Annotated in this window: 22 protein-coding genes; 12 read left to right on the top strand and 10 right to left on the bottom strand. The window is 58.2% G+C overall.

The window, feature by feature from the left end; genetic code table 11:
* Positions 1-54 precede the first annotated feature (54 nt).
* The gene (locus CLH62_RS16765) at positions 55-792 is read right to left on the bottom strand and encodes a response regulator (protein ID WP_099619324.1); all 738 of its coding nucleotides are present in this window, start codon (positions 790-792) and stop codon (positions 55-57) included.
* A gap of 247 nt (positions 793-1,039) precedes the next feature.
* Between CLH62_RS16765 and CLH62_RS16770 the strand changes: the two genes are divergently transcribed.
* Both CLH62_RS16770 and CLH62_RS16775 read left to right on the top strand, forming a co-directional pair.
* Positions 1,040-1,801 carry a GNAT family N-acetyltransferase gene (locus tag CLH62_RS16770; RefSeq protein ID WP_099619325.1) on the top strand — a complete coding sequence of 254 codons (762 nt, stop codon included), beginning with the start codon at positions 1,040-1,042 and terminating at the stop codon, positions 1,799-1,801.
* 26 nt (positions 1,802-1,827) lie between these two features.
* Entirely contained in the window at positions 1,828-2,688 is an 861-nt protein-coding gene (locus tag CLH62_RS16775) for a lysophospholipid acyltransferase family protein (RefSeq protein ID WP_099619326.1), read from the top strand.
* Here CLH62_RS16775 and CLH62_RS16780 read toward each other — a convergent pair.
* The 4 genes from CLH62_RS16780 to CLH62_RS16795 form a co-directional block, all read right to left on the bottom strand.
* Positions 2,606-3,076 (bottom strand): FKBP-type peptidyl-prolyl cis-trans isomerase, encoded by a 471-nt coding sequence (locus CLH62_RS16780; RefSeq protein ID WP_099619327.1) that lies wholly within the window; start codon positions 3,074-3,076, stop codon positions 2,606-2,608. The two genes, CLH62_RS16775 and CLH62_RS16780, sit on opposite strands and share 83 nt — an antisense overlap.
* The gene (locus CLH62_RS16785; protein ID WP_099619328.1) at positions 3,076-5,286 is read right to left on the bottom strand and encodes an acetyl-CoA hydrolase/transferase C-terminal domain-containing protein; all 2,211 of its coding nucleotides are present in this window, start codon (positions 5,284-5,286) and stop codon (positions 3,076-3,078) included. The genes CLH62_RS16780 and CLH62_RS16785 overlap by 1 nt, the downstream gene beginning before the upstream one ends.
* A 172-nt stretch (positions 5,287-5,458) precedes the next feature.
* Positions 5,459-5,782 (bottom strand): hypothetical protein, encoded by a 324-nt coding sequence (locus CLH62_RS16790; protein ID WP_099619329.1) that lies wholly within the window; start codon positions 5,780-5,782, stop codon positions 5,459-5,461.
* Between the two features lie 228 nt (positions 5,783-6,010).
* The gene (locus CLH62_RS16795; RefSeq protein WP_099619330.1) at positions 6,011-7,048 is read right to left on the bottom strand and encodes an NADP(H)-dependent aldo-keto reductase; all 1,038 of its coding nucleotides are present in this window, start codon (positions 7,046-7,048) and stop codon (positions 6,011-6,013) included.
* A gap of 132 nt (positions 7,049-7,180) precedes the next feature.
* On the opposite strand from CLH62_RS16795, the gene CLH62_RS16800 reads away from it, so the two are divergent.
* Together CLH62_RS16800 and CLH62_RS16805 are read left to right on the top strand one after the other, a co-directional pair.
* Positions 7,181-8,389: a glycosyltransferase family 4 protein gene (locus CLH62_RS16800; RefSeq protein WP_099619511.1), complete on the top strand. Its 1,209-nt coding sequence runs from the start codon at positions 7,181-7,183 to the stop codon at positions 8,387-8,389.
* Positions 8,355-8,933, top strand: a complete 579-nt coding sequence (locus CLH62_RS16805) for a phosphatase PAP2 family protein (RefSeq protein WP_099619331.1) — start codon at positions 8,355-8,357, stop codon at positions 8,931-8,933. Before CLH62_RS16800 ends, CLH62_RS16805 begins: the two co-directional genes overlap by 35 nt.
* Here the strand turns inward: CLH62_RS16805 and dinB are convergent.
* Positions 8,930-9,994: a DNA polymerase IV gene (gene dinB, locus CLH62_RS16810; RefSeq protein ID WP_099619332.1), complete on the bottom strand. Its 1,065-nt coding sequence runs from the start codon at positions 9,992-9,994 to the stop codon at positions 8,930-8,932. The two genes, CLH62_RS16805 and dinB, sit on opposite strands and share 4 nt — an antisense overlap.
* A gap of 116 nt (positions 9,995-10,110) precedes the next feature.
* On the opposite strand from dinB, the gene CLH62_RS16815 reads away from it, so the two are divergent.
* The 5 genes from CLH62_RS16815 to minE all read left to right on the top strand — a co-directional run bounded on the left by CLH62_RS16815 (position 10,111) and on the right by minE (position 12,684).
* Positions 10,111-10,389, top strand: coding sequence for a DUF1244 domain-containing protein (locus CLH62_RS16815; RefSeq protein ID WP_099619333.1), 279 nt, complete (start codon positions 10,111-10,113; stop codon positions 10,387-10,389).
* Positions 10,389-10,778, top strand: a complete 390-nt coding sequence (locus CLH62_RS16820; protein ID WP_099619334.1) for a HopJ type III effector protein — start codon at positions 10,389-10,391, stop codon at positions 10,776-10,778. Before CLH62_RS16815 ends, CLH62_RS16820 begins: the two co-directional genes overlap by 1 nt.
* Complete coding sequence (minC, locus tag CLH62_RS16825; protein ID WP_099619335.1) at positions 10,775-11,536, top strand: septum site-determining protein MinC; 762 nt, start codon at positions 10,775-10,777, stop codon at positions 11,534-11,536. Before CLH62_RS16820 ends, minC begins: the two co-directional genes overlap by 4 nt.
* A gap of 77 nt (positions 11,537-11,613) precedes the next feature.
* On the top strand, positions 11,614-12,426 hold the full coding sequence (minD, locus tag CLH62_RS16830) for a septum site-determining protein MinD (RefSeq protein WP_099619336.1): 813 nt from the start codon (positions 11,614-11,616) through the stop codon (positions 12,424-12,426).
* Between the two features lie 3 nt (positions 12,427-12,429).
* Complete coding sequence (minE, locus tag CLH62_RS16835) at positions 12,430-12,684, top strand: cell division topological specificity factor MinE (RefSeq protein ID WP_099619337.1); 255 nt, start codon at positions 12,430-12,432, stop codon at positions 12,682-12,684.
* 36 nt (positions 12,685-12,720) lie between these two features.
* On the opposite strand, the gene CLH62_RS16840 is transcribed toward minE, so the two are convergent.
* A complete protein-coding gene (locus CLH62_RS16840) occupies positions 12,721-13,728 on the bottom strand; it encodes a DUF2804 domain-containing protein (RefSeq protein WP_099619512.1) in 1,008 nt (335 codons plus the stop codon).
* A gap of 137 nt (positions 13,729-13,865) precedes the next feature.
* Between CLH62_RS16840 and CLH62_RS16845 the strand changes: the two genes are divergently transcribed.
* The 3 genes from CLH62_RS16845 to CLH62_RS16855 all read left to right on the top strand — a co-directional run bounded on the left by CLH62_RS16845 (position 13,866) and on the right by CLH62_RS16855 (position 16,588).
* Positions 13,866-14,603: an START domain-containing protein gene (locus CLH62_RS16845; protein ID WP_099619338.1), complete on the top strand. Its 738-nt coding sequence runs from the start codon at positions 13,866-13,868 to the stop codon at positions 14,601-14,603.
* Between the two features lie 83 nt (positions 14,604-14,686).
* A complete protein-coding gene (locus CLH62_RS16850) occupies positions 14,687-15,178 on the top strand; it encodes a CBS domain-containing protein (protein ID WP_099619339.1) in 492 nt (163 codons plus the stop codon).
* A 24-nt stretch (positions 15,179-15,202) separates the two neighbouring features.
* Positions 15,203-16,588, top strand: a complete 1,386-nt coding sequence (locus CLH62_RS16855) for a PhoH family protein (RefSeq protein ID WP_211285815.1) — start codon at positions 15,203-15,205, stop codon at positions 16,586-16,588.
* A gap of 79 nt (positions 16,589-16,667) precedes the next feature.
* Here CLH62_RS16855 and CLH62_RS16860 read toward each other — a convergent pair whose 3' ends face one another.
* The 3 genes from CLH62_RS16860 to CLH62_RS16870 all read right to left on the bottom strand — a co-directional run bounded on the left by CLH62_RS16860 (position 16,668) and on the right by CLH62_RS16870 (position 21,671).
* Positions 16,668-18,362 carry a methyl-accepting chemotaxis protein gene (locus CLH62_RS16860; RefSeq protein WP_099619341.1) on the bottom strand — a complete coding sequence of 565 codons (1,695 nt, stop codon included), beginning with the start codon at positions 18,360-18,362 and terminating at the stop codon, positions 16,668-16,670.
* Between the two features lie 145 nt (positions 18,363-18,507).
* Positions 18,508-19,860 (bottom strand): sigma-54-dependent transcriptional regulator, encoded by a 1,353-nt coding sequence (locus CLH62_RS16865; protein WP_099619342.1) that lies wholly within the window; start codon positions 19,858-19,860, stop codon positions 18,508-18,510.
* Positions 19,857-21,671, bottom strand: coding sequence for a sensor histidine kinase (locus tag CLH62_RS16870; RefSeq protein ID WP_099619343.1), 1,815 nt, complete (start codon positions 21,669-21,671; stop codon positions 19,857-19,859). The genes CLH62_RS16865 and CLH62_RS16870 overlap by 4 nt, the downstream gene beginning before the upstream one ends.
* Between the last annotated feature and the right edge of the window lie 52 nt (positions 21,672-21,723).

Here is a 21,723-nt window from a genome sequence, read left to right on the forward strand (position 1 = left end):
GCATGGAACACCGATGTGCAGGCCGTTTGCACACCGGGTCCAGAGACTGAATCGTCAGGCTTCCTTTACGAACAGGTAGCCTTTACTGCGAACGGTCTTGATGCGCCGTGGATGGATAGGATCATCACCGATTTTGGGGCGAATCCGAGACACCCTCACATCAATCGACCGATCCTGGCCGTCGTACTCGATACCGCGCAGGGCGGTAAAGATTTCTTCCCGACTCAGGACCCGGCCCGCATTACTGGCGAGCAGCCAAAGCAGGTCGAATTCGGCGCTGGTCAGGTCGATACTCTCTTCACTCAACCAGGCTTCCCGCATGGAGCGATCGACAACCAGGTCATTGAACTGAAGACGAACCGGCTCTTCGCCGCTCGATTCATCAGCTGAGCTCTGCGCCGTCTCGGTTACCCGTCTCAGCATGGCGCGGATACGGGCGAGCAAAACCCTGGGTTTGACCGGTTTGCCGATGTAATCGTCTGCGCCCATTTCCAGACCAAGAACCTGATCCAGATCATCCGTACGAGCTGTCAGCATGATGATAGGGCCGGAATAGAAGGGACGGACCCGGCGACAGATGGACAGGCCATCTTCCCCCGGTAACATCAGGTCCAGCACCACCAGGTCGGGCTGTTCGTTGCGGATCCGCTCTACCGCAGGGCCACCATGAGTTTCCAGGGAGACCGTCAACCCGTTGCTTTCAAGATACTCACGGGTTAACTCAGCCAACCGCTCGTCGTCCTCGACAATCAGAATTCGCCAACTTTCGTTTGTCTGTTCCACGCCATCCATCTCTGGTTTTGTTATTCCGGTTTCAGGTCATTCTGTGTACCTGACAATACAGGCAACCTGCTGTAACAGCAATTATACATGCTATTCAGAAATATACATGGAACCGCTGCTTCGTTACAGCCCGTGACACAGCTCCCGGCGAAGTCAGTTTGCCCTGCGATGTCATAGACACGTCACCTCGTGGTCACTGATGTGTCACACCGGCTTCATAGGCTTGTCGGGAAATGGAAACAAAAGAGACCATGCCATGACCACACAAACCGCGAAAGCCCGCCGCAGTGCCCGTCGGCTGAAAACCGACATGACCCGGTGCCCCGATCTGGTAGAAGCGGCGCAGCGACTGCGCTATCGGGTATTCTCGGAAGAGTATGGAAGTGACCTGGGCGCGGAAACGCCGGGAATCGATAAAGACGCGTTCGACACTGTGTGCGACCACCTCATTGTGACAGATCTGGATTCCGGCGAACTGGTGGCAACTACCCGGATCCTGCACCAGGCAAACACCCGGGCCGCTGGCGGCTTTTACTCGGCGGGCGAGTTCGACCTGAGCGCCCTGGAAAAACTGCCGGGGACGATCGCCGAACTGGGACGCACCTGTGTCCATCCGGACTACCGTAACGGCGCTACCATCAGCCTGCTCTGGTCCGCCGTCGCCGAATATCTGGTTGAACGGGATGTGGACTACATGATCGGCTGCGCCAGCATCGGTATGTCCGACGGCGGCCTGAAAGCCTGGCGCATTGCCCGCCATCTCCAGAAGGAATACCTGGCCGATCCGGAGTTTCTGGTCAAACCGCTCCGGGAGCTACCGCACCTGACCCACACCCGGGACAATGACCGCCCGGTTGACGTACCTGCCCTTATTCGCGCTTACATGCGCCTGGGTGCGAGAGTCTGCGGTGAACCTTGCTGGGATCCGGAATTTCGTTGTGCTGACCTTCTGGTTGTGCTGGAAGTCAGCAAACTGGCCGGCCGCTACAGCCGGCACTTCATGCGCACTGCATCCTGAATCCGGAATTCCGGGGAGGTTAAGGGATGGGCTGGATTCGACTGGGCGGCCGCCTCACCAGTTTTGTTGCTTTTCTGGCAGCGACCACGATGCTGGCTGCGGGATTGCGACTCACTGAAATGGTCACCGGGAAAACCATCGACCGGACGCCCTGGGCAGGATTCTGCTTCCGGTGGGCTTGTCGCTGCCTGGGATTGGACATACACCAGCACGGCTCACCCTCAGACAGCACCGTTCTGTTTGTCAGCAATCACATAAGCTGGTCGGATATTCCAATTCTGGGCAGCCTGGCACAGGTCCGGTTCCTGTCCAAAGCGGAGGTTGGTCAGTGGCCGTTGATCGGCTGGCTCGCCAGACAGGCGGGCACGCTCTTCATCAAGCGTGGCGGTGGTCAGGCCAGGCGGGTCCGCAACCAGATCATGGAAAACCTGGGAGCGGGAGAGTCCGTTCTGGTTTTCCCGGAAGGCACAACCAGTGCCGGGCTGACCGTACTGCCTTTCCACGGGCTACTGCTGAAAGCCGGCCCGGACAGCAATACACCCGTTCAGCCAGTCACCATCAGTTACCGTCGCGCGGGGCGGCCGGACCATCTGGCCCCGTTCATTGGTGACGATGAATTTCACACACACCTGCTGAGAATGCTCCGTCAGCCGTCGGCGAGGGTCGACATTATTTTCCATAGCCCCATAAGTCCGGCGGTTGAAACCGGAGCCGGCGATCTTACCCGCCAGCTCCGTGAGCTGATACTGGACGGACTCGCCCGCATCCACAGGGGCGAACTGGACCAGGGCGAAGACTGCCCAATCAGAACAACGGGCGACCCTGAGCCACCTCGTCTTCCGTCGCTTCACGGCGGCCGACAATCTCCAGATCAAAGTACAGGGTAAAGCCCGCCAGCGGGTGGTTGGCATCAACCCTGACCAGGTTGCCATCGATACCGACTACCTGCACGATTTGCGCTTCATCCCCGGTGTTGGTCTGAAACTTCATGCCAACCTGCAGGTTTTCAATCCCTTCAAACAACGAACGCGGCACCTTGCGCACCAGCTCCGGCTTATGTTCGCCATAGGCCATCGCCGGAGGCACCGTCACCTCAAGGCAGTCGCCCACGTTGCGGTCCTTCACGGCTTGCTGGATACCCTCAATAATCTCGGGGCTGCCGTAGACAAAATGAAGAGGCTCACTGCCCTCGGAAGTATCAACCAGCTCGCCGATCTTGTTCTTCAGCACATAGTGGATAGTAAAAACGTCGGGTCTTGCTTGTGAAGCTGTCATCAGGTTTTCGAGTTTCCTGTATCCGGTGGTGATTCGAGCTGTTGCAGACCATGAATAACCAGTCGCTGATCCAGCTTTTCCCGCAATCCCGAAGGGCCAGACAGCCCCATGCGCTCTAGCAGGGCTTCATAACGGCCTTCGTCGTCCCGGGCCCGGAGGGCCTGCCACAGGGTCGCCAGTTTACCACGGCGAGTAGCCGTTGCGGCCTTTAGCCCCTTAAGGGCTTTCCCTAACGTCAGTTCTTCATCAGTGAAATCCCGGCCAAACGGAAATGGCGGGAACAGGCCAGCATCGCCGGTCACCGACATCGCGCTACGGATCGCTGCGGGGGTGTTGTTGCACCAGGAGTCCGGCAATTTGAAGGCGGGATCCACCTTGCCCACCTTCTGGGCCTTTTTCAGAAGCTCCTGCTGGAACCGGGAGTCGGCAATGCGGATCAGCCTCAGGAATACTTGCTCATCGGACTGCCCTCGAAGATCCGCAATACCGTATTCGGTTATCACAATATCCCGGAGGTGGCGCGGAATGGTGCAGTGGCCATAGTTGAATACAATGTTCGACAACACCTTGCCGTGGGACTGCCTGGTGCTGCGCAGCGTAAGTATGGAACGGGCCCCCGGCAGTTCGTGAGCCATGGCTACGAAGTTGTATTGGCCGCCTACACCACTGACAACCCGACCATCTTCCAGGCCATCCGACACGCCGGCACCATTCAGGGTGTACATCATCGCCGAATTAATAAAACGGCCATGAACCCGCTGTGCCACCTTCAGCTTCTGATCGCCAAACCGGTGATCATAGAGGTGATTGATGAAATTCACGCTGGTCATGCAGATTCTGGCACGCTGCTCGTCCGACAATTCCCTGAGGGACTGGTAGAACCTTTCCGGGCCCACATAGAAGCCACCATGCATGGCGATGCCACCGGTGAGCCGGTCTCCCAACACCAGCGTTTCAATGGCTTCCCGCGCTTCGGAATTGTCCAGATCGCCCTCAACGGACTGATCGCCGGCACGCAGCCGGCCGCCCTTGAATTCCACGGCGCCCCTGAAAATTCCGTAACGAATCAGCCAGCGCACGTCCCGGGCCCGCAACGGACTGTCGATCAACTTCTCCCGGCGCAACACATCCAGAGTGGCCAGCGACACCTGCTCTGCAATTTCCCCATTATTGATCAGGGACTGCAGACCTGCATGATCATAGACTTCGCGACGCAGAATGCCTTGCTCCATCAGATAGAGAAAGCCATCGACCATCATCTCGCTACAGCCATACAGCCCCTGCTCAAACGGACCGGTACCGCCGGCTTCGCTGACCAGAGGGAAATGCTCATCAACCCGAAGGTGGTCAAACACAGCGCGCCAGGCATCGTTGTGCTTATGTCTGAGAATGGCACTGTGGACCAGGGCAGCACCCAGTGAACCGATGCCGACCTGAAGGGTGCCACCGTCTTTCAGCAAGGCGCTGGCATAAAAACCGATCAGATGATCTTCCGGGCTCACCGACATCTGGGGCGCCGAAAACAGCGGGTGATCGCTGGAGGGCTGATCAAGCACAATATCAAAACGATCTGCCCCGATGGCGGCATCGTGCCCGAACCATGGCAGATTCCGGTTCATCTCTGCGACCAGTGCCACGGGCGTACCCGCGTCTTCACGCTCCCGAAGCAGTGGGATCAGGTCCAGCGTCAGGTCCGGATTACAGCTCAGACTGACCTGCCCGGGTTGGCCGTGAGCTTCGCCCGGCGCCACCATCTGTGCGACCACATTGACACCCACAGCCATCAGGTCACGGACAGCATGGGTGTAATTGGTGCAAACGTAATGGCGCTGCTGGGAACGATTGTTGAGGTAACTCCCGGCCTTGAAGAAAAACTCGGAGACCTGGACGTTTTCTGGCAGACGATTTGACGATACGTCCCGGGCATAGGCCAGTTCCGGAATGGCGCCGTACAGGCGCTCCACGAATGGCCCCAGGAAGCGCTGCTCCAGTGATGAACCGCCTTTCGGGGCCAGAAGCGAAAGCGCAGTGACAATGTGCAAGCGGATTTCGGGGTCATCTTTGGCCCGCTGGTAAAGCGCGTTAACAAACCGGACGGGCTTCCCCAGCCCCAGAGGCAACCCCAGCGTGATGTTCTTGCCAACCCGGCGAATCACCTCATCAACACAGGCGTTCACATCGTTAGATACCTGCCCTCTTTCCCCTGCCATTACCAAGCTCCTTATTGGCTAAACCGGATGTCACCAGAGGGATAATCACACGAGCTTCCGGCACTGACAATGCGCCAGATCATGATTCCGGGGTTTGCAGCAGGCAGTGGCGGTGACAGATGGGCGCGGAAACCCCGATAACGACGGATTCAAGGCAGGAGAAAGAAAGCGCTCAGAAGTTCCATTTCAGGTTCAGGCAGGCGCCCTCGTTCAGCAACGCAATGCCGTGGTCGGCCTGGGCCGGATCAGACGCATAGCGCTTCCCGGAACTCTCTGAACGGGTCAGTGTGAGGCTCAGCAGGCGTGAGCCAATTTCGGTAAAGGCCTCGGAGCTGTCATTCTCGAAATCGCCGGACATCCGCTCCTGCAGCTCATAAATTTCTTCGGTCGTCGGGGCATTTTCGACTTCTTCAAACACACGCCCGGAAGCTTCGGCGCGAACGACGAAAGCGACGAGATTTAGAGCGAGTAATGCAACAAAGATGCGAATAATCATGACGCTGACTGAGACCTTTTTTCCGGGACGGGAGTCTACGGATACCTATGGCTAAAGTCTAAAGGTTCAGCGCCAGAAAGATGTGAATCTGCACACAAATACGCCGTCTTTTTGTCACCAGATCAGCTCGTTTCTGTCAAAAAATAATCCCCGATATTTCAGACTGTAACTGCAGCCCCGCCCGACCCGTTGGATGAACAGGGCTGCATCCCTTATGCCAGAAGAATCTCAGGGACAGGGGTAGGTAAATTCCTGGTGAATCGCCTCAATGGCTTCCTGCAACTCAGGGCTCAGGGTGACTCTTGCGGAACCAATGTTCTCACGCAGCTGCGCCATGGACGTGGCACCGATGATGTTACTGGTGACAAAACTGCGGCTGTTAACATAGGCGAGCGCCATCTGAACTGGCGACAACCCGTGCTCCTTCGCAAGCTCGACATAGGCCCGGGTGGCCTCCATGCCACGGCTACCGGTGTACCGGCTGAATCGCTCATACAGGGTCATGCGCGCTTTTTCCGGCCACTTGCCGCCCAGGTACTTGCCAGACAACATGCCAAAGGCCAGCGGCGAATAGGCCAGCAAACCCGCCTGTTCCCGATGGGCAATTTCCGCCATACCTACCTCGAACGAGCGGTTCAGGAGATTGTAGGGGTTCTGGATACTGGCCACCCGTGGCCACTCTCTCTCCTGGGCCAGGCGCAGATATTCCATGGTGCCCCAGGGCGTTTCATTGGATAGGCCGATATGCCGAACTTTCCCCGCCTTCACCAACCCGTCCAGCGCCTCAAGGGTTTCTTCGATTGGCGTGAAATTCTCATCGGGGTTGTGTTCATAACCGAGCTTACCGAAAAAGTTCGTGCTGCGGTCAGGCCAGTGCACCTGGTACAGATCGATGTAATCGGTCTGCAGACGCTTCAGGCTGGCGTCGCAGGCTTCGACAATATGGTCGCGGGTCAGGCGCGGACCATTACGGAGGTAGGCCAGCCCATTACCAGGCCCGGCCACCTTGGACGCAATCACCAGATCATCCCGCTGGCCCCTCCTGGCCAGCCAGTTGCCCAGATAGGTTTCGGTGAGCCCCTGGGTCTCGGCCCTGGGAGGCACCGGGTACATCTCCGCGGCATCAATGAAGTTAATGCCTTCGGCCACGGCGTAATCCAGTTGCTCGAAGGCCTCCTGCTCGGTGTTCTGCTCGCCCCAGGTCATGGTGCCCAGGCAGATCAGGGTAACGTCGATATCCGTCTTTCCAAGCTTTCGTGTTTGCATATCGTCTCCGAGTTGGTGCGGTTAACGGGTAAAGGGAATGTCACGGGAGTGTCGCATAACTGTCATGCCAGGTTTCCATAGTAGAGGCATGTCCGAGGAAACACAGGAAACACCGTGACCGTGACCGAGTCCATGCAGGCCAGCCGGCGCCACCAACACATTACCATTGTTTCGGAGACTTTTCCGCCGGAAATCAATGGCGTGGCAAATACACTCAGGCATCTGTGCCAGGGGCTGATGCAGCGCGGGCACCGGGTAACCGTTATACGGCCACGACAGCAACATGAGAGCAAAGGCCATTTCGCCAGCGCTGGCGAGGCCCTGTTTACTCGCGAACATGTGGTGACCGGACTCCCCCTGCCCGGCTACGCGGATCTGCGCTTCGGGCTCGTGCGCAGCAACCGCCTGAAAAAGCTCTGGACGGCCGACCGCCCCGACGCCGTTTACGTAGCAACCCAGGGCCCGCTGGGTGTGGCCGCCACATCTGCGGCACGGCAACTGGGCGTCCCGGTAAGCTCAGGATTCCATACCAACTTCCACAGTTACAGCCACTATTACGGTGTTGGCATGCTCGAACGGCTGCTGTGTCTATATGGACGGTGGTTCCACAACCGCACTGCCATTACCCTGGTACCAACCCGGCGAATGCAGCAGAAAACCGTTGCCATGGGCATTCCGGCAACAGGACTTTGGAGCCGGGGTGTCGACTGTCACCGCTTCACCCCCCACAAACGGGATAACGTCCTGCGGGAATCCTGGGGGCTGCAAGCCAACGACCGTGCCATCCTTTATGTCGGCCGGCTGGCACCGGAGAAAAACCTTCGCATGGCGGTTGCCTGCTTCGAGCGCATCCGGGGGCTTCATCCCCAGGCAAAATTTGTGCTGGTGGGAGATGGCCCCCTTCGGCGGCAACTGGCCGAGCGCCACCCGGATTACATTTTTTGTGGCCCCCAGCGGGGCAACGACCTTGCCCGACACTTCGCCTCCGGCGACCTGTTCCTGTTCCCGAGCAAAACCGACACCTTCGGCAACGTGGTCCTCGAAGCCATGGCCAGTGGCCTTGGCGTGGTTGCTTTCGATGATGCTGCGGCGGCCGAGCATATCCGGCACGAAGAAAATGGCATGAAGGTGCCTCTGGATCAGGACGAAGCCTATGTTGACAGTGCGCTCCGGCTGGCCGACCAGCCGACACTGCTGAACCGGGTCCGGGCCCAGGCCCGGCTCGATGCCCTGGAACTGAGCTGGAACTCGCAAATCGAACAGTTTGAACAACTGGTTTTCAATCAAACCGCACAGGCCGGATACCATGGCATCAACAAGCAAAGCGTCTCGCTTCTTTGAACTGGCAGACCAGCGGGAATACGCATTCTGCCAGTCCATCAACCGCGCCGTCCGTTTCCGGGCAGCCCTGGGCTACTTCCGGCTGGTCAGCCGCCTTGGAGACGGCTGGTTCTGGTACGCCCTGATTCTGTCCATTCCCTTCATCTACCCTATATCGGGACCCGGCCTGGCACTGCTTATGGCATTGACCGGGCTTACCTGCACCCTCGCCTACAAGCTGCTTAAGCGATGGCTGATCCGGGAACGCCCGTTTATCTCGTTTCCTGCAATCAATTGCGGCACGCCGCCGCTGGACCGTTACAGCTTCCCCTCCGGCCACACCCTCCACGCAGTCTGCTTTCAGGTGATGCTGGCCCTGGCAGAACCGGCCCTGGCATTGCTTGTTCTGCCGTTCACCCTCAGCGTTGCCGCTTCGCGAGTGATTCTCGGGCTTCACTACCCTAGCGACGTCCTCGCAGGTGCCCTGGTCGGTGGGCTGATGGGCTACGCAGCCATGGTCCTCCTGTACGCAGACTTAAGAATGCTCTTTGGCAGCCCCTTCTAATCGAACAGACGCAGCTGGGTAACCGGTGCGTCATCATTGCGAAAGCGCACTCCCAGCCCCAGTAAGCGCACCGGTCGCTCCCGGTTGGTCACCAGTTCAGTAAGCAGAGGCAGGTAATCTTCCAGCGCAGGCTCCCTGACATGCTCCCGGACCCTCTCCAGGGTATGGGTCGAGAAATCGCTGTACCGGATCTTGATAAAAAGCTTGTGGATGGGCTTCTGGCGAGCCTTGCGGGACAGCCTCAGGTTCAGGTCAGCCACCAGGGATGCCATGACCGTTTCGCAGGCTGCCATGTCCGGCAGGTCCTGGGAAAACGTCTTTTCAACGCTCACCGATTTTGCGATCCGCGACACCACCACCGCTCGCTCATCCCGACCATGGGCCATTTCATGCAACCGGTACCCCTGCTTACCGAAGCGCTCAATCAATACATCCGCTCCGAGGGCCTGCATGTCACCACAGGTCTGAACACCCAGGGCATGCAATTTTGCTGCGGTCACCTGGCCAACCCCGAACAGTTTTTCAACCGGGAGTTGCCGGACAAACCCTTCTATATCTTCGGGCCGAATGACAAACAATCCGTCGGGCTTTTCCCAGTCACTGGCGATCTTGGCAAGAAACTTGTTAGGCGCGACACCGGCGGAGATGGTAATACCCACCTCCGAGCGCACCCGCTCGCGGAGGTGACGGGCCATCAGCGTGGCACTGCCCTTGTACTCGGAAATATCTGACACATCGAGAAAAGCCTCATCCAGGGACAGGGGTTCCACCAGATCTGTCAGTTCTCTCAGTATGGCCATCACTTGCTGCGATACCGCCCGATACCTCCCCATATCCGGCGGCACCGTCACCAGCCCCGGGCAAAGCCGCCGTGCCTCACTGCCGGGCATGGCCGAGCGCACCCCGAAAGCACGGGCCTTGTAGTTGCAGGTGGTCACCACCCCCCGGCCTCCGTCGCCACCCACCGCCAGCGGAACATCCCGCAGGCTGGGATCGTCCCGCATTTCCACCGCCGCGTAGAAGCAGTCACAATCCACATGGATGATCTTGCGTTGTGGCATAATCAGGCGGCTCGCGTCGAGATTCTGTACATTTATACAGCCTTGTATCTTAAGCTAACATGCAGAGAATGTCAGGAACCCTGATAATCGGCGTACAAACCATTGCGAGGCCCCCTATGAGCAACCCGATTCCCGAAACAGAACGCACCGAAATTGAAGCCGCGGCATTCCGTCGGCTGGTCAAGCACCTGCGCGACAATACCGAGGTCCAGAACATCGACCTGATGAACCTGGCCGGTTTCTGCCGCAACTGCCTGTCCAAATGGTATCGGGCCGAGGCTGACGAGCGAGGCTTCGAGATTTCAGACCCGCAAGCCCGGGAAGAAATTTACGGGATGCCCTACGAGGACTGGAAAGCCCTATACCAGACCGGCCCGAAGCAGGACCACAAGTAATGAATGTCAACGATGCTGTGAGAATCCACCTGGCATCCCTGGAAGCTGGCCATGCCAGTTTCGAGGATTCTCTTGCGCTGATCGAGCGGCACTTTGAGTATCAGCCCTGCGGCTTCCGGAATGGCCACGTGGTCAACGCCGCCGGCGAGAACGCCGGATCCTGCCGGATCTTTGGCCTTGGCCAGTACTGCAACCTCAGTGAGCCCGATACACTGAAACTGTTTGCCCAGCACTACCAGCAGGTGCTGGATGACCCGGCCGGCGAAAGCCACGGCAATATCCGCCAGTTCATCAGCACCGGCTGGTCCGGTATCCGATTTGACGGTGTCCCGCTCCGGCAGCGCGCCAATCCATCAGAGAACACCACCAGGGAAGAGACTCATTCATGAGCGATACCGCCACCTCCGGGGTAAAACAGGGTTTTCAGCTAAAAAGCGCCAGCGTGTCCATGACTGCCCTGGAGCTCTATTATTTTGACGACGGTGAGTTCGAGGAAGTCCTGCGGGACAAGATCAGCCAGGCGCCGGGATTTTTCAAGGACACGCCACTGATCATCAGCCTGGAAAAGTACCAGGGGCTGGACAGTGAACTCGACTTCTTCAAGATTATTGGCACCTGCCGGCGCAATCACATCCACGTGATCGGCGTCCGGGGCGGCAATGAAGACCAGCGCCGGCTGGCCCGCGGCGCGGCCCTGGCACTCCTGCCCGGCAGTGGCCAGCGGGACCGGACCCACGAAACCGATCAACCCGCCGCTCCGGAAGCAGAGACAGCGGTTGCCCAGCCTCCTTCGGCCGGCGCCGGTGATCCGCCTCCCGCACGTATCATCAGCCAGCCCGTCCGCTCTGGCCAGCAAATCCACGCGCCGGACGGCGACCTGGTGATTCTGGCGCCGGTCCAGGCCGGCGCCGAAGTACTTGCGGCAGGCAACATTCACGTTTACGGCCCGCTACGGGGCCGGGCATTGGCAGGCATCCACGGGGCGGAGTCCGCGCGGATATTTTGCCAATCCCTGGAGGCAGAGCTTGTGTCCATTGCGGGACACTATAAAATCTCTGAAGATCTTCAGGAGAATGGCTGGAAAAGCGCTGTGCAGATCCAGCTCAGGGACGACCTGCTGGTGGTGACACCACTGGACAAGGCCTGATATTGGAGCTGAATACAATAATTTGACCGGATAATTCGGCAGACACGACGAATCCACCGCGAAACAGGAACAGAACCTTGGCTAGAATCATTGTCGTTACCTCAGGAAAAGGCGGCGTTGGTAAAACCACCACCAGCGCCTCGATCAGCACCGGCCTTGCCAAACGAGGCCACAAAACCGTCGTTATTGATTTCGATGTGGGCCTGCGCAACCTTGACCTGATCATGAACTGCGAGCGCCGCGTCGTGTACGATTTTGTTAACGTCATTCAGGGCGAGGCGTCGCTCAACCAGGCGCTGATTCGGGACAAACGGGTCAACACGTTGTATATCCTCCCCGCGTCCCAGACCCGGGAGAAAGAAGCCCTCACCAAGGAAGGCGTTGAAAAAGTCATTAACGAGCTGTCCGAGACGTTTGACTACATCGTCTGTGACTCTCCGGCTGGCATCGAACACGGCGCCATGATGGCCCTGTACTATGCCGACGAGGCGGTGGTGGTCACCAACCCGGAAGTGTCCTCGGTCCGGGACTCGGATCGCATTCTGGGTATTCTGCAAAGCAAATCCCGGCGGGCCGAAATGAGCCAGGATCCGGTGAAAGAACACCTGCTGCTCACCCGCTACAACCCTGCTCGTGTGGAAAGGGGCGAGATGCTGTCGGTGGCCGACGTCGAGGAAATTCTCGCCATTCCGCTGCTGGGCGTGATCCCGGAAAGTCAGATTGTGCTGAACGCCTCCAACCAGGGCGTGCCGGTTATTCTGGAAGAGGACAGCGATGCCGGCCAGGCCTATGAAGACGCAGTAGCACGCCTGCTGGGCGAGGAACGGGAACACCGTTTCATGACCTCCCAGAAAAAGGGTTTCTTCTCACGGATGTTCAAGGGAGGCTAAGGGATGAGTTTCCTGGATTACTTCAAAGGCAAAAAGAGTAATAACACGGCCAACGTCGCCAAAGAACGGCTGCAGATCATCGTCGCCCATGAACGAGGCCAGCGTGACCAGCCGGATTACCTACCACAGCTGCAACAGGAACTTCTCGCGGTGATTCGCAAGTACGTTCAGATCAGCGACGACATGGTTCAGGTGGAAGTTGACCGCAACGAAAGCTGTTCCATCCTGGAGCTGAACGTCACGCTACCCGAGCGATAACCCCGAGCACCTGCCCTGACCGGGGCAGGTGGCTTCCTACCACCGGGCAAAATGATCCTCCACCACCCCCCGTAGGCCCTTTACGGTAATGCTGGTGCCTGCCTCATCGGTCACCGTTCCGTTAAACGTGCCTACGTACTGGCGAAAATTGGAAGCCAGCACCAGGGCATTCAGCTTCTCCTTGCGCACACCGGCCGGAACGAAGTGCAGATCAACGCGACCATCTTCAGTGGTCACGTGCCAGTCGTTGCCTGGCTGATATCGATCGAATCGGAATTGAGCGGCGCCGAGCCTGTGGCACTTGCCATCCAGCCAGAGCGCGTTTTCAGTCATACCGGTCTCGTTCACGCCTGCGGCCAGGTTCAGCCCCAGGGACCGGCCATCCTGTAACAAGCCGGCCAGACAGGCCCAGTTCCACGCCGTCTCCCGGCGCATGAAGCCGCAACTCCAGTCGATGGATCCCCGGGTCGCCTCATCGCAACGCCAGATGCGGTGATCCCAACGCACCTCCCCCTCAACCGGCAATCCTGCCGATTTTCGGGTAAAAACCCAGCCGTTATAACCGGCCGGGCAAACCAGGCGGAGAGGGTCCCGGTCCTCCTTCAGGGTCAGGTCGATCCGGATACCACCGGGAGCCGATACCGAAATATTGCGGCCACCTGCAAAAGGGAGAATCCGCATGATAACGTCGCCCTTGCCGAAAGACGCTGTACCATGCTCGGGAAAGGGTTCAATTCGGGTTTCCCGGGCCAGGGGCTGCAGAAACGTCTGCTCCATCATCTGGCCGGTCTCGAAATCGTAAAGATAGAAGAAGCCGTTTCCGAGCAGTTTCAGATCGACCACCGCCAGGCCAAATACCCACCCGGGGCCCATGGCACTGACAAACTGGAACTGGTTGAACCGCCAGCGCCGGGCCAGGCGGGAACGCCGGCGATCCATCACCGTACGCAGGTCGTAATCCAGATAGTTAATCTCCTCAACCGGTTCATCCAGAACACCCGGAGCAACCTGTCCTTTCGCATTGATCAGCTTTGTTGTTGTCATAGTCATCGTCAGATCAGGCCAATTTGAAGGACGTGACCAACAGGTAGTTACCTGGTTCACAATCCCCTGTTTCCGTGGCCGTGCCGGTCAGAACCTCATGCTAGACTCGGCCCACCATCATCAAGGAAGTGTACCTTATGAGAAAGACCAGAGCCCATGGCATTGCGGGCTGGGCCTCTGTCATCAGCGGGCTTGTCTGTGCGTTCCTGGTATCGGCCCTTGCGGCCGCCACGGCCCGGGCGGAACTGCCGCCCGAAAGCGACGAGGGATGGACGCTGCGCAAGGAAACAGACCACATCCGTATCTATACCATCGAGCAGCCAGGCTCCAGCTTCAAGGCTTTCAAGGCCGTCGGTGTACTCGATGCCCCCATCGAAAACCTGATGGCGGTGATGGCGAGCCCCGGCTCCTGTGTCGAGTGGGTCCACAACTGCATCGAATCCTATGCCTTTGGTAACGGTGGCTTCCATGATCGGTACGCCTACTCCGTGAACGATATGCCCTGGCCCGTGACCGACAGGGACTATGTACTGCGCATCCGGACCCGGGGTGACCGGTCTTCCGGAGAAGTTGTCATGGACCTGAACGCCACCCCGAATCAGCGGGCGGAGAGCAGCAGCCGGGTTCGGGTTGACCGTTCCGACACCCTGTACCGGTTCACCCCGGAGGGCGACAAGACCCGGATGTTGTGGGTTCAGCATACCGACCCCAACGGTTCATTGCCCGGCTGGCTGGTCAATTCGCTGGTGGTGGATATCCCCCTGCAATCCATGGAAGAACTGGAGCGGGTGGCTAACCTGGAAAAGTATCAGGGATATCAGCTGATTTACGGCGAAGGCGGCGAACTGGCTGGGCTCAGCCGGTCAAACCCCTGAGCCGTCAGATCCCAGAAAGGATGACGCAAAAGGTATCACGCGCTAAGCTTTGGAAAAGGACTTCATAAGGCAGGCCCCATTTAATGACCGTTCTCGCTTACGAGATCATGACACCGAGTATCAAAGCCGTTCCGCAATCCTGGACAATGGACCGGCTTGCTCGTTTTCTCACCGACAACGAAATAACCGGCAGCCCCGTAACCGATGACCACGGCGAGATTGTCGGTATCGCCACCCTGAAGGACATCACCGAGTTTCGCTGGAACGCCACACGGTCCGATGCTGACCGGCACTTGACGCCCGAGGAACGTCAGGCAGCCCGCCAGCTGCGCATGGTTATCTTTGAAGAGATGGGCAAGGTGCCGGTTGAAGTGCGGGATATCATGACGCCCATCGTATTATCAGTTGACGAGACGACGCCGGTGCGCGACATTGCGAATATCATGATGCGCGAGCACCTGCACCGGATATTTGTCACCAGGGATTCAAAAATTACAGGCATCGTAACCACTTACGATATGCTGAAAGTGATCTCGGATGAGGAACTCACGCAACGCTGCGCCCGTAACGACTGAGCCACCAGAGAGGTAGCGCCACCTATGCCCAGAGCACCGCAAGCTCGCCGAAAGATGTACGTCCTCGACACCAATGTCCTGATTCACGACCCGAACGCCCTCCTGAACTTTGAAGAACACGATGTCATCATCCCGATGACGGTCCTCGAAGAACTCGACAGCCTCAAATCCGGCAAACAGGCCGTGGCCGCAGACTGTCGCCAGGCCATCCGTAACATCGACAAACTGCTGGGCGATGCCAGTCCGAAGGAAATCGAGAAAGGCGTTCCCATCGTAAGGGGCAGAAAGGCCGCACCCCTGGGCAGCCTGTCGATCCTGATGAGCACGAAAGAGACGGGCGATCACTCCCTCCCGGAGCACCTCAACGACAACAAGATCATCAACACCCTGGCCGCACTGCAGAACCGGCATAAATCCCGGGATATCATCCTGGTGTCCAAAGACATCAACATGCGCCTGAAAGCGCGCGGCTTCGGGGTGGAAGCCCAGGACTATCACAACGACCAGCTGCTTGATGACATCGACCTGCTGCCCAAAGGATACCGGGAATTTCCCAATTCGTTCTGGGACACCATCGAGAAAGTCGAAACCGTTCAGCGCGAAGGCAGCACCGAACACATCCTCAAGCGGGAGGGGGAACTGGCCAGGCTCAACATCAACGAATTTGTGGTGGACGAGCTCGGCTTTGTCGGCCAGGTGTTGGACCTGACCGACACCCAGATCATCATCAAGGACCTGCACCAGCACGACCTGATGAACGAGGAGGTCTGGGGCCTGGTCCCCCGGGATATCTATCAGGCCATGGCCCTGAACCTGCTGCTGGACCCGGACATCCATCTGGTCAACCTCACCGGCTCCGCCGGCTCCGGTAAAACCATCCTGGCGCTGGCCGCCTGTATCGAGATGACGGTCGCCAGCAAACTGTACAAGCGCATTATCGCCACCCGCTCCACCCAGGGGCTGGACGAGGACATCGGTTTCCTGCCTGGTACCGAGGCCGAGAAGATGGAACCCTGGCTCGGTGCCATTGTGGACAACCTGGAAGCGCTGCACGAAGACGACGAGAACATGACCGCCAGTGTGGACTACATCCTCAGCAAGGTGCCCCTGCACTTCAAGTCCATGAACTACATCCGCGGCCGCAGCTTCCAGCATAGCCTGATCATCATTGATGAGTCGCAGAACCTGACGCCGCACCAGATCAAGACCATCATTACCCGGGCTGGGAACGGCTCCAAGGTGATCTGCCTGGGCAACCTGGCACAGATCGACACCCCCTACCTGAGCGCCCTGAGTTCAGGCCTCACTTACATGACGGAACGCTTCAAGGGCTTCCGCCACGGCGGCCACATTCACCTGCAGGGCGTTCCACGCTCGGTACTGGCGGAATTTGCCGAGGCTAATCTCTGACCTGCTGGCTGAAAATTAGAGGTTGGCAAAAAAGAGGGGCAAAACCGCAGTTCTGCCCCTCTTGTTCAGCCCACCGGGATCACACTCGATAACGACTCACCTGTTCCGACATGTCGGAAGCCAGGTTCCTCAGGCGCTGGGTGGCATCACCCGCACGCCGGGTTCCCTGGGCGGTCTGCTCAGTAATGGCGACAATCTCATGCACGTTCCGGTTGATGGTTTCAGACACACTGGTCTGCTCTTCCGCAGCACTGGCAATCTGGGTGTTCATATCCGTGATGGTAGCCACGGCCTGGCCAATACGCTGCAGGGCTTCGTTCACCCGACGGGTTTCTTCTACGGTCGCCTCGCTGCGCTCGCTGATTGAGCCAATTAGTTTCACAGCATTGCCCGCGCCAGTCTGGAGGCGCTCGATCATATCCTGGATTTCCTGGGTGCTCTGCTGTGTGCGACGGGCAAGCGTGCGCACCTCATCCGCTACAACCGCAAAGCCACGACCGGCATCACCGGCCCGGGCCGCTTCGATGGCCGCGTTCAGTGCCAACAGGTTGGTCTGGTCGGCGATCTCACGGATCACCTCCAGCACACTGTCAATCCGGCGGGAATCAGCACCCAGCCTCTCAATGACCTGAACACCCTCTTCTACCTGCTCGGAAAGCCCGCCAATAACGCCAATGGCCTGATGCACCAAGCCCTGGGCATCACAGACCTGGCCGTTGGCATGGTCAGCAGCTTCGGATGCCTCACTGGCATTGCCGGCGACTTCCTGGGCGGCGGCGGTCATCTCATTCATGGCCGTTGCCACCTGGTCGCTCTCGGATTTCTGCCGTTCAACTCCCTGCTCCGCCTCATCCATGACCTGACTCAGATCAGCAGTCGCTTCGTTCAGGGTACGAGTAGAAGACAATACCCGTTCCACGAGACCGTGCACCTGGTCTGCAAAGCTGTTAAATGCGGTGGCCAGCTGGCTAAGTTCGTCCTTGCCGTGGACCTCAAGGCGCCGTGTGAGATCACCATCACCACTGGCAATGCCATTCATAGCGGCAACAGCCGACTTCAACGGCCGAATGATGCTCCGCACTACGATCAGGGCCAGAAACACAATGATTGCCAGCGCAATCATAGATGTGGTCACGGAACCGACGAGTGCATCGCCGAGCGACTCGCCCACCTTGTCACCCATGGCGGCTACCTGGTTCTCCAGACCGTCCACCCAGAAGCCGGTACCAATTATGATATCCCATTGTGGCAGCATCTCGGCGTAGCCCAGTTTCGGGGCGACCTCACCCGTGTCAGCATTCTTCCAGCTGTAAGAGACATAGCCACCGCCGTTTCGTGCTGCTTTCACCAGCTCACGGATAAAGTAAATGCCATTAGGGTCCTTGAAATCCCATGTATTTTTACCTTCCACAGACTGGTTTACGCCGTGCATTACATTCTTGCCGTCAGTCTCAGAGGCAAAAAAATATCCGACACTACCGGAATCATCGAAACGCAGCTGTCGCAGAATTTCCCACGCTCGCTCCCTTACTTCGGGATCATTCGCAGAACCAGGTTGCTGGTAAAGGTGCTCAATCGACGAGCGCGCCAGCGCCATGTAGTTTTTCAGCTCCTGTCGTTTGCTTTTTTCCATATCGGACGAAAAACCAGTCACGGCCTCCTCGCCAATATCGCGAGCCTGGTTCAGATTGAACGTTGTCAGAAAAGCAGTAAGCGCGATCACTGGAACGAGCGCCAGTAGCAGCACCCGTGTCTGGATGGTCAGGTTCTTCATGTGGGGTAGATCTTCTGGCTGTTGCGGGAAATGGTCGGAAGCTCCGACTGTTCAGGAAAGGCCAGGATACTACCTAATAGGTAGGTAAATTTGCATCTAGGATACTGTGAACTTTGTATACGGTCTGTAACAGCACCCCGCTGAATCAGTCCTTGAACTGCGCCTTATCCAGGCCATGTTTACGCATCTTGTCGTACAGCGTTTTGCGGGCGATACCGAGCTGTACCATGGTGTCCTTGATGCTGCCGTGGCAGGTATTCAGGGCACTGATAATAGCCGAACGCTCGAACCCATCCATCATCTCGGCGAGGGTCTGCCGGCCTGCCACATTGTCGGTGGCCAATGGTTCGTTTTCATTCAACGCCGCCAGCCCCAGCAAAACATAGCGTTCGGCGAGATTCCTGAGCTCACGGACATTACCGGGCCATGTGTGCTGCATCAGGCGCGCTGCCTGGCCTGCATTCAGGGGAATACTCTCCCGGTCATACCGGGCGGCAGCGATCAGTACAAAGTGGTGAAACAGGGTCGGGATATCGTCCTTGCGCTCCCGCAAGGGCGGTATGTCCACCTTCACAACGTTCAGCCGGTAATAGAGATCAGGACGAAAGTCGCCCTCCTCACTGAGCTTTTTCAGGTCCGCCTTGGTGGCCGCGATGATGCGAACATCCACCTCCTGCACCTGATTGCTACCCAGACGTTCCACCCGCTGCTCCTCCAGCACCCGCAACAGCTTTACCTGCAGCGGCATGGGCATGCTCTCGACCTCATCCAGAAACAGGGTGCCCTTGTGAGCGTGCTCGATTTTTCCGATGCGGCGTTTGTCCGCGCCGGTGAAGGCGCCGGCCTCGTGGCCGAACAGCTCGCTCTCGATCAGGTTCTCCGGAACCGCACCGCAATTGATGGCGACAAAGTTGTGGGCGCTTCGGGCACTGTTTTCGTGAATATATCTGGCCAGCGCGTCCTTACCGGAGCCGGTTTCGCCATGCAGCAGGATATTGGCGGATATGTCCAGGATCGGATCAATGGTCGCCATCACTTTCTGCATTGACGGTGAATCCCCCAGAATCCGGGGGCCGGGCCTCGCCAGATGGCGCAACTGAGCTTTCAGGCGCCGGTTCTCGAGCGCCAGGTGGCGCTTTTCCAGGGCATGCCGCAGCAGTTCGATCAACTCGTCGTGATCAAAAGGCTTTTCTATGAAATCGTAGGCGCCCTGCTGCATGGCGGTTACGGCGGTGCTGATATCGCCCTGGCCGGTCAGGATGATCACCGGGATGGCCTCATCCACTGCCCGGATCCGTTCCAGCATGTCCAGGCCGTTCATCTCCGGCATGTTGTAATCACACAGGACAACGCCCTCATAGTCGGCACTGATGTGTCCGAGAGCGGAAGGCGCGCCTTCAAAACAGCTGACCGGCAGGTCCTCCAGAGTCAGTGTCTGGGCAATGGCCTGGCGGATATGGGGATCATCATCCACAAAGATTACCGAAGGTTCTGTCATTCCGTGGCCTCCCGCTTCCTGAGGGTTAACACAAATTCGGCACCCGGGCCGTCGATCCGGTTCCGGCCTGTGAGGCTGCCGCCGAGGGCATCGACAATCTGTCGTGAGATTGAAAGCCCGAGGCCCAGCCCCTGTTTCACCGATTTGGTGGTGAAAAACGGCTCAAAGATCTGTTCGGTATTGCCCTGTAGGCCCGGCCCGTTATCGCGCACCAGGCATTTCCAGCAGTCATCGGTTTCCTCAATATCAATCCGGACCTGCGGATGCTGCGATTCCTCCACCGCCTGTACCGCATTGGCCATCAGGTTTACCATCACCTGCTCAATGCGGATCAGGTCACCATGGCACATCACGGGGTGTTCCGGCCGGTTCCACTGAATGTCGATATCAGCACTGGATGTCTGGGCAGCGATGATCTTGAGGGACGCATCCACGGGCTGCCGCAAATCCACCACCGCAGGGGGCCCCTCGGATTTGCGGGCAAACACCTTGAACTGCCTCGTCAGCTCAGCCATCTTGTCACACAGCGCGATAATCTCGGACAGGTTGGCGTCGACCATGTCTTGCGCACCTTTCTCAAGGAAACGGCGGCTGTTTCTTGCATAGGTCTGGATAGCAGTCAGCGGCTGGTTCATTTCATGGTTCAGGCCCGCCGACATTTGCCCCAGAACAGCCAGCTTGGCTGCCTGAATCAGCTCCTGCTGGGTTTCCCGGAGTTCGCTCTGGGTGCGCTCACGCTCGCGAATCTCTTCCAGTAGCTTGCGATTAGAGCTCTCCAGATCGGCGGTGCGTTCGGCCACCCTCCGTTCCAGCTGCTCTCCCCTCAACGCCAGCTCGGCCTCCCGGCGATAGCGCTCCCGGAGATAGAGCCAGGTCAGCAAACCTCCGAAAAACAATGCGGCACCACCGACCAGAAAGGCCAGCCGGGTCCAGATAACGGAGCGGGTGCTCACCATTACCTGCAGCGTCCAATCCAGCCTCGGCAGATCGGTACGGACACTCAGATAATTCCCGCCAGCGTCACTCCCAACCAGATGGATTTTTTCAGACCGGTCAGACACGCCCCAGGGACGCCCCAGCCGCCCCATGTTGATGGGCGTCAGGTCCCTGTCCGGATAGCGTTGGTAGGATTCGGCCTCCGGTGTGGTGCCGGAATAGGGTTCGAAGTCCCGATAAAGCCAGCGTGGCTTACTGGCAAGAAAGCTGATACCGGCCCGGTCCAGCACCACCATTTCCGCTTCACTTAACGACGCAGGGCGGTGCCACTGGGACTCCAGCTCATGCACAAGGACTTTGACTGCAATGACGCCCAGAACCACGCCCTGGCTATTCAGAACCGGGTGGGAAAAATACAGGCCACGCACATTCGACATCAGCCCAAGGGCAAAATAGATGGCCGAATCCCGGGTTGCCAGAGCCTCTGAAAAGTATGGGCGAAAAGCGTAGTTGCTACCTACGAAGCTGTCTTCCTGCAGATAGTTGTTGGCAGCAATGGTCATGCCGGTCACATCCATCAGATAGACATCAGAGCTGCCTACGATCGTGGCCATTCGCTGCATCTCTTCGTTGGCCTGCAAAATAACTCCCGGATCGTCCGGGTTTATCAGGGCCTTCTCGAGCAGGGGATGCTCAGCCATGAGTTCAGGGATAGGCAGGTACCGGTTCAGCTCGTTGGCGACAAGCTGGCGGTAACGGAATGACTCCTCGAGGCTTTCCTGTTCCACCTGCCGATAGCCCACCCAACCTCCCAGTGTCCCGGACACCAGGAGGGTCAGGCAAAAAATGACAAAAGCGCCAATCCGGTAGGACATGAAGCCGGGTCCCTGAAAAAACCGCAAGCGTAACGCCCGGAACCGGGCAGGA

This window comes from Marinobacter guineae, assembly GCF_002744735.1.
GTDB classification, from domain to species: Bacteria; Pseudomonadota; Gammaproteobacteria; order Pseudomonadales; family Oleiphilaceae; genus Marinobacter; species Marinobacter guineae.

Bases quoted from the DNA above. Each gene is read 5' to 3' on its own strand.
- CLH62_RS16765 (WP_099619324.1), bottom strand. From the start codon at position 792: ATGGATGGCGTGGAACAGACAAACGAAAGTTGGCGAATTCTGATTGTC.
- CLH62_RS16770 (WP_099619325.1), top strand. From the start codon at position 1,040: ATGACCACACAAACCGCGAAAGCCCGCCGCAGTGCCCGTCGGCTGAAA.
- CLH62_RS16775 (WP_099619326.1), top strand. From the start codon at position 1,828: ATGGGCTGGATTCGACTGGGCGGCCGCCTCACCAGTTTTGTTGCTTTT.
- CLH62_RS16780 (WP_099619327.1), bottom strand. From the start codon at position 3,076: ATGACAGCTTCACAAGCAAGACCCGACGTTTTTACTATCCACTATGTG.
- CLH62_RS16785 (WP_099619328.1), bottom strand. From the start codon at position 5,286: ATGGCAGGGGAAAGAGGGCAGGTATCTAACGATGTGAACGCCTGTGTT.
- CLH62_RS16790 (WP_099619329.1), bottom strand. From the start codon at position 5,782: ATGATTATTCGCATCTTTGTTGCATTACTCGCTCTAAATCTCGTCGCT.
- CLH62_RS16795 (WP_099619330.1), bottom strand. From the start codon at position 7,048: ATGCAAACACGAAAGCTTGGAAAGACGGATATCGACGTTACCCTGATC.
- CLH62_RS16800 (WP_099619511.1), top strand. From the start codon at position 7,181: ATGCAGGCCAGCCGGCGCCACCAACACATTACCATTGTTTCGGAGACT.
- CLH62_RS16805 (WP_099619331.1), top strand. From the start codon at position 8,355: ATGGCATCAACAAGCAAAGCGTCTCGCTTCTTTGAACTGGCAGACCAG.
- dinB (WP_099619332.1), bottom strand. From the start codon at position 9,994: ATGCCACAACGCAAGATCATCCATGTGGATTGTGACTGCTTCTACGCG.
- CLH62_RS16815 (WP_099619333.1), top strand. From the start codon at position 10,111: ATGAGCAACCCGATTCCCGAAACAGAACGCACCGAAATTGAAGCCGCG.
- CLH62_RS16820 (WP_099619334.1), top strand. From the start codon at position 10,389: ATGAATGTCAACGATGCTGTGAGAATCCACCTGGCATCCCTGGAAGCT.
- minC (WP_099619335.1), top strand. From the start codon at position 10,775: ATGAGCGATACCGCCACCTCCGGGGTAAAACAGGGTTTTCAGCTAAAA.
- minE (WP_099619337.1), top strand. From the start codon at position 12,430: ATGAGTTTCCTGGATTACTTCAAAGGCAAAAAGAGTAATAACACGGCC.
- CLH62_RS16840 (WP_099619512.1), bottom strand. From the start codon at position 13,728: ATGACAACAACAAAGCTGATCAATGCGAAAGGACAGGTTGCTCCGGGT.
- CLH62_RS16845 (WP_099619338.1), top strand. From the start codon at position 13,866: ATGAGAAAGACCAGAGCCCATGGCATTGCGGGCTGGGCCTCTGTCATC.
- CLH62_RS16850 (WP_099619339.1), top strand. From the start codon at position 14,687: ATGACCGTTCTCGCTTACGAGATCATGACACCGAGTATCAAAGCCGTT.
- CLH62_RS16855 (WP_211285815.1), top strand. From the start codon at position 15,203: ATGCCCAGAGCACCGCAAGCTCGCCGAAAGATGTACGTCCTCGACACC.
- CLH62_RS16860 (WP_099619341.1), bottom strand. From the start codon at position 18,362: ATGAAGAACCTGACCATCCAGACACGGGTGCTGCTACTGGCGCTCGTT.
- CLH62_RS16865 (WP_099619342.1), bottom strand. From the start codon at position 19,860: ATGACAGAACCTTCGGTAATCTTTGTGGATGATGATCCCCATATCCGC.
- CLH62_RS16870 (WP_099619343.1), bottom strand. From the start codon at position 21,671: ATGTCCTACCGGATTGGCGCTTTTGTCATTTTTTGCCTGACCCTCCTG.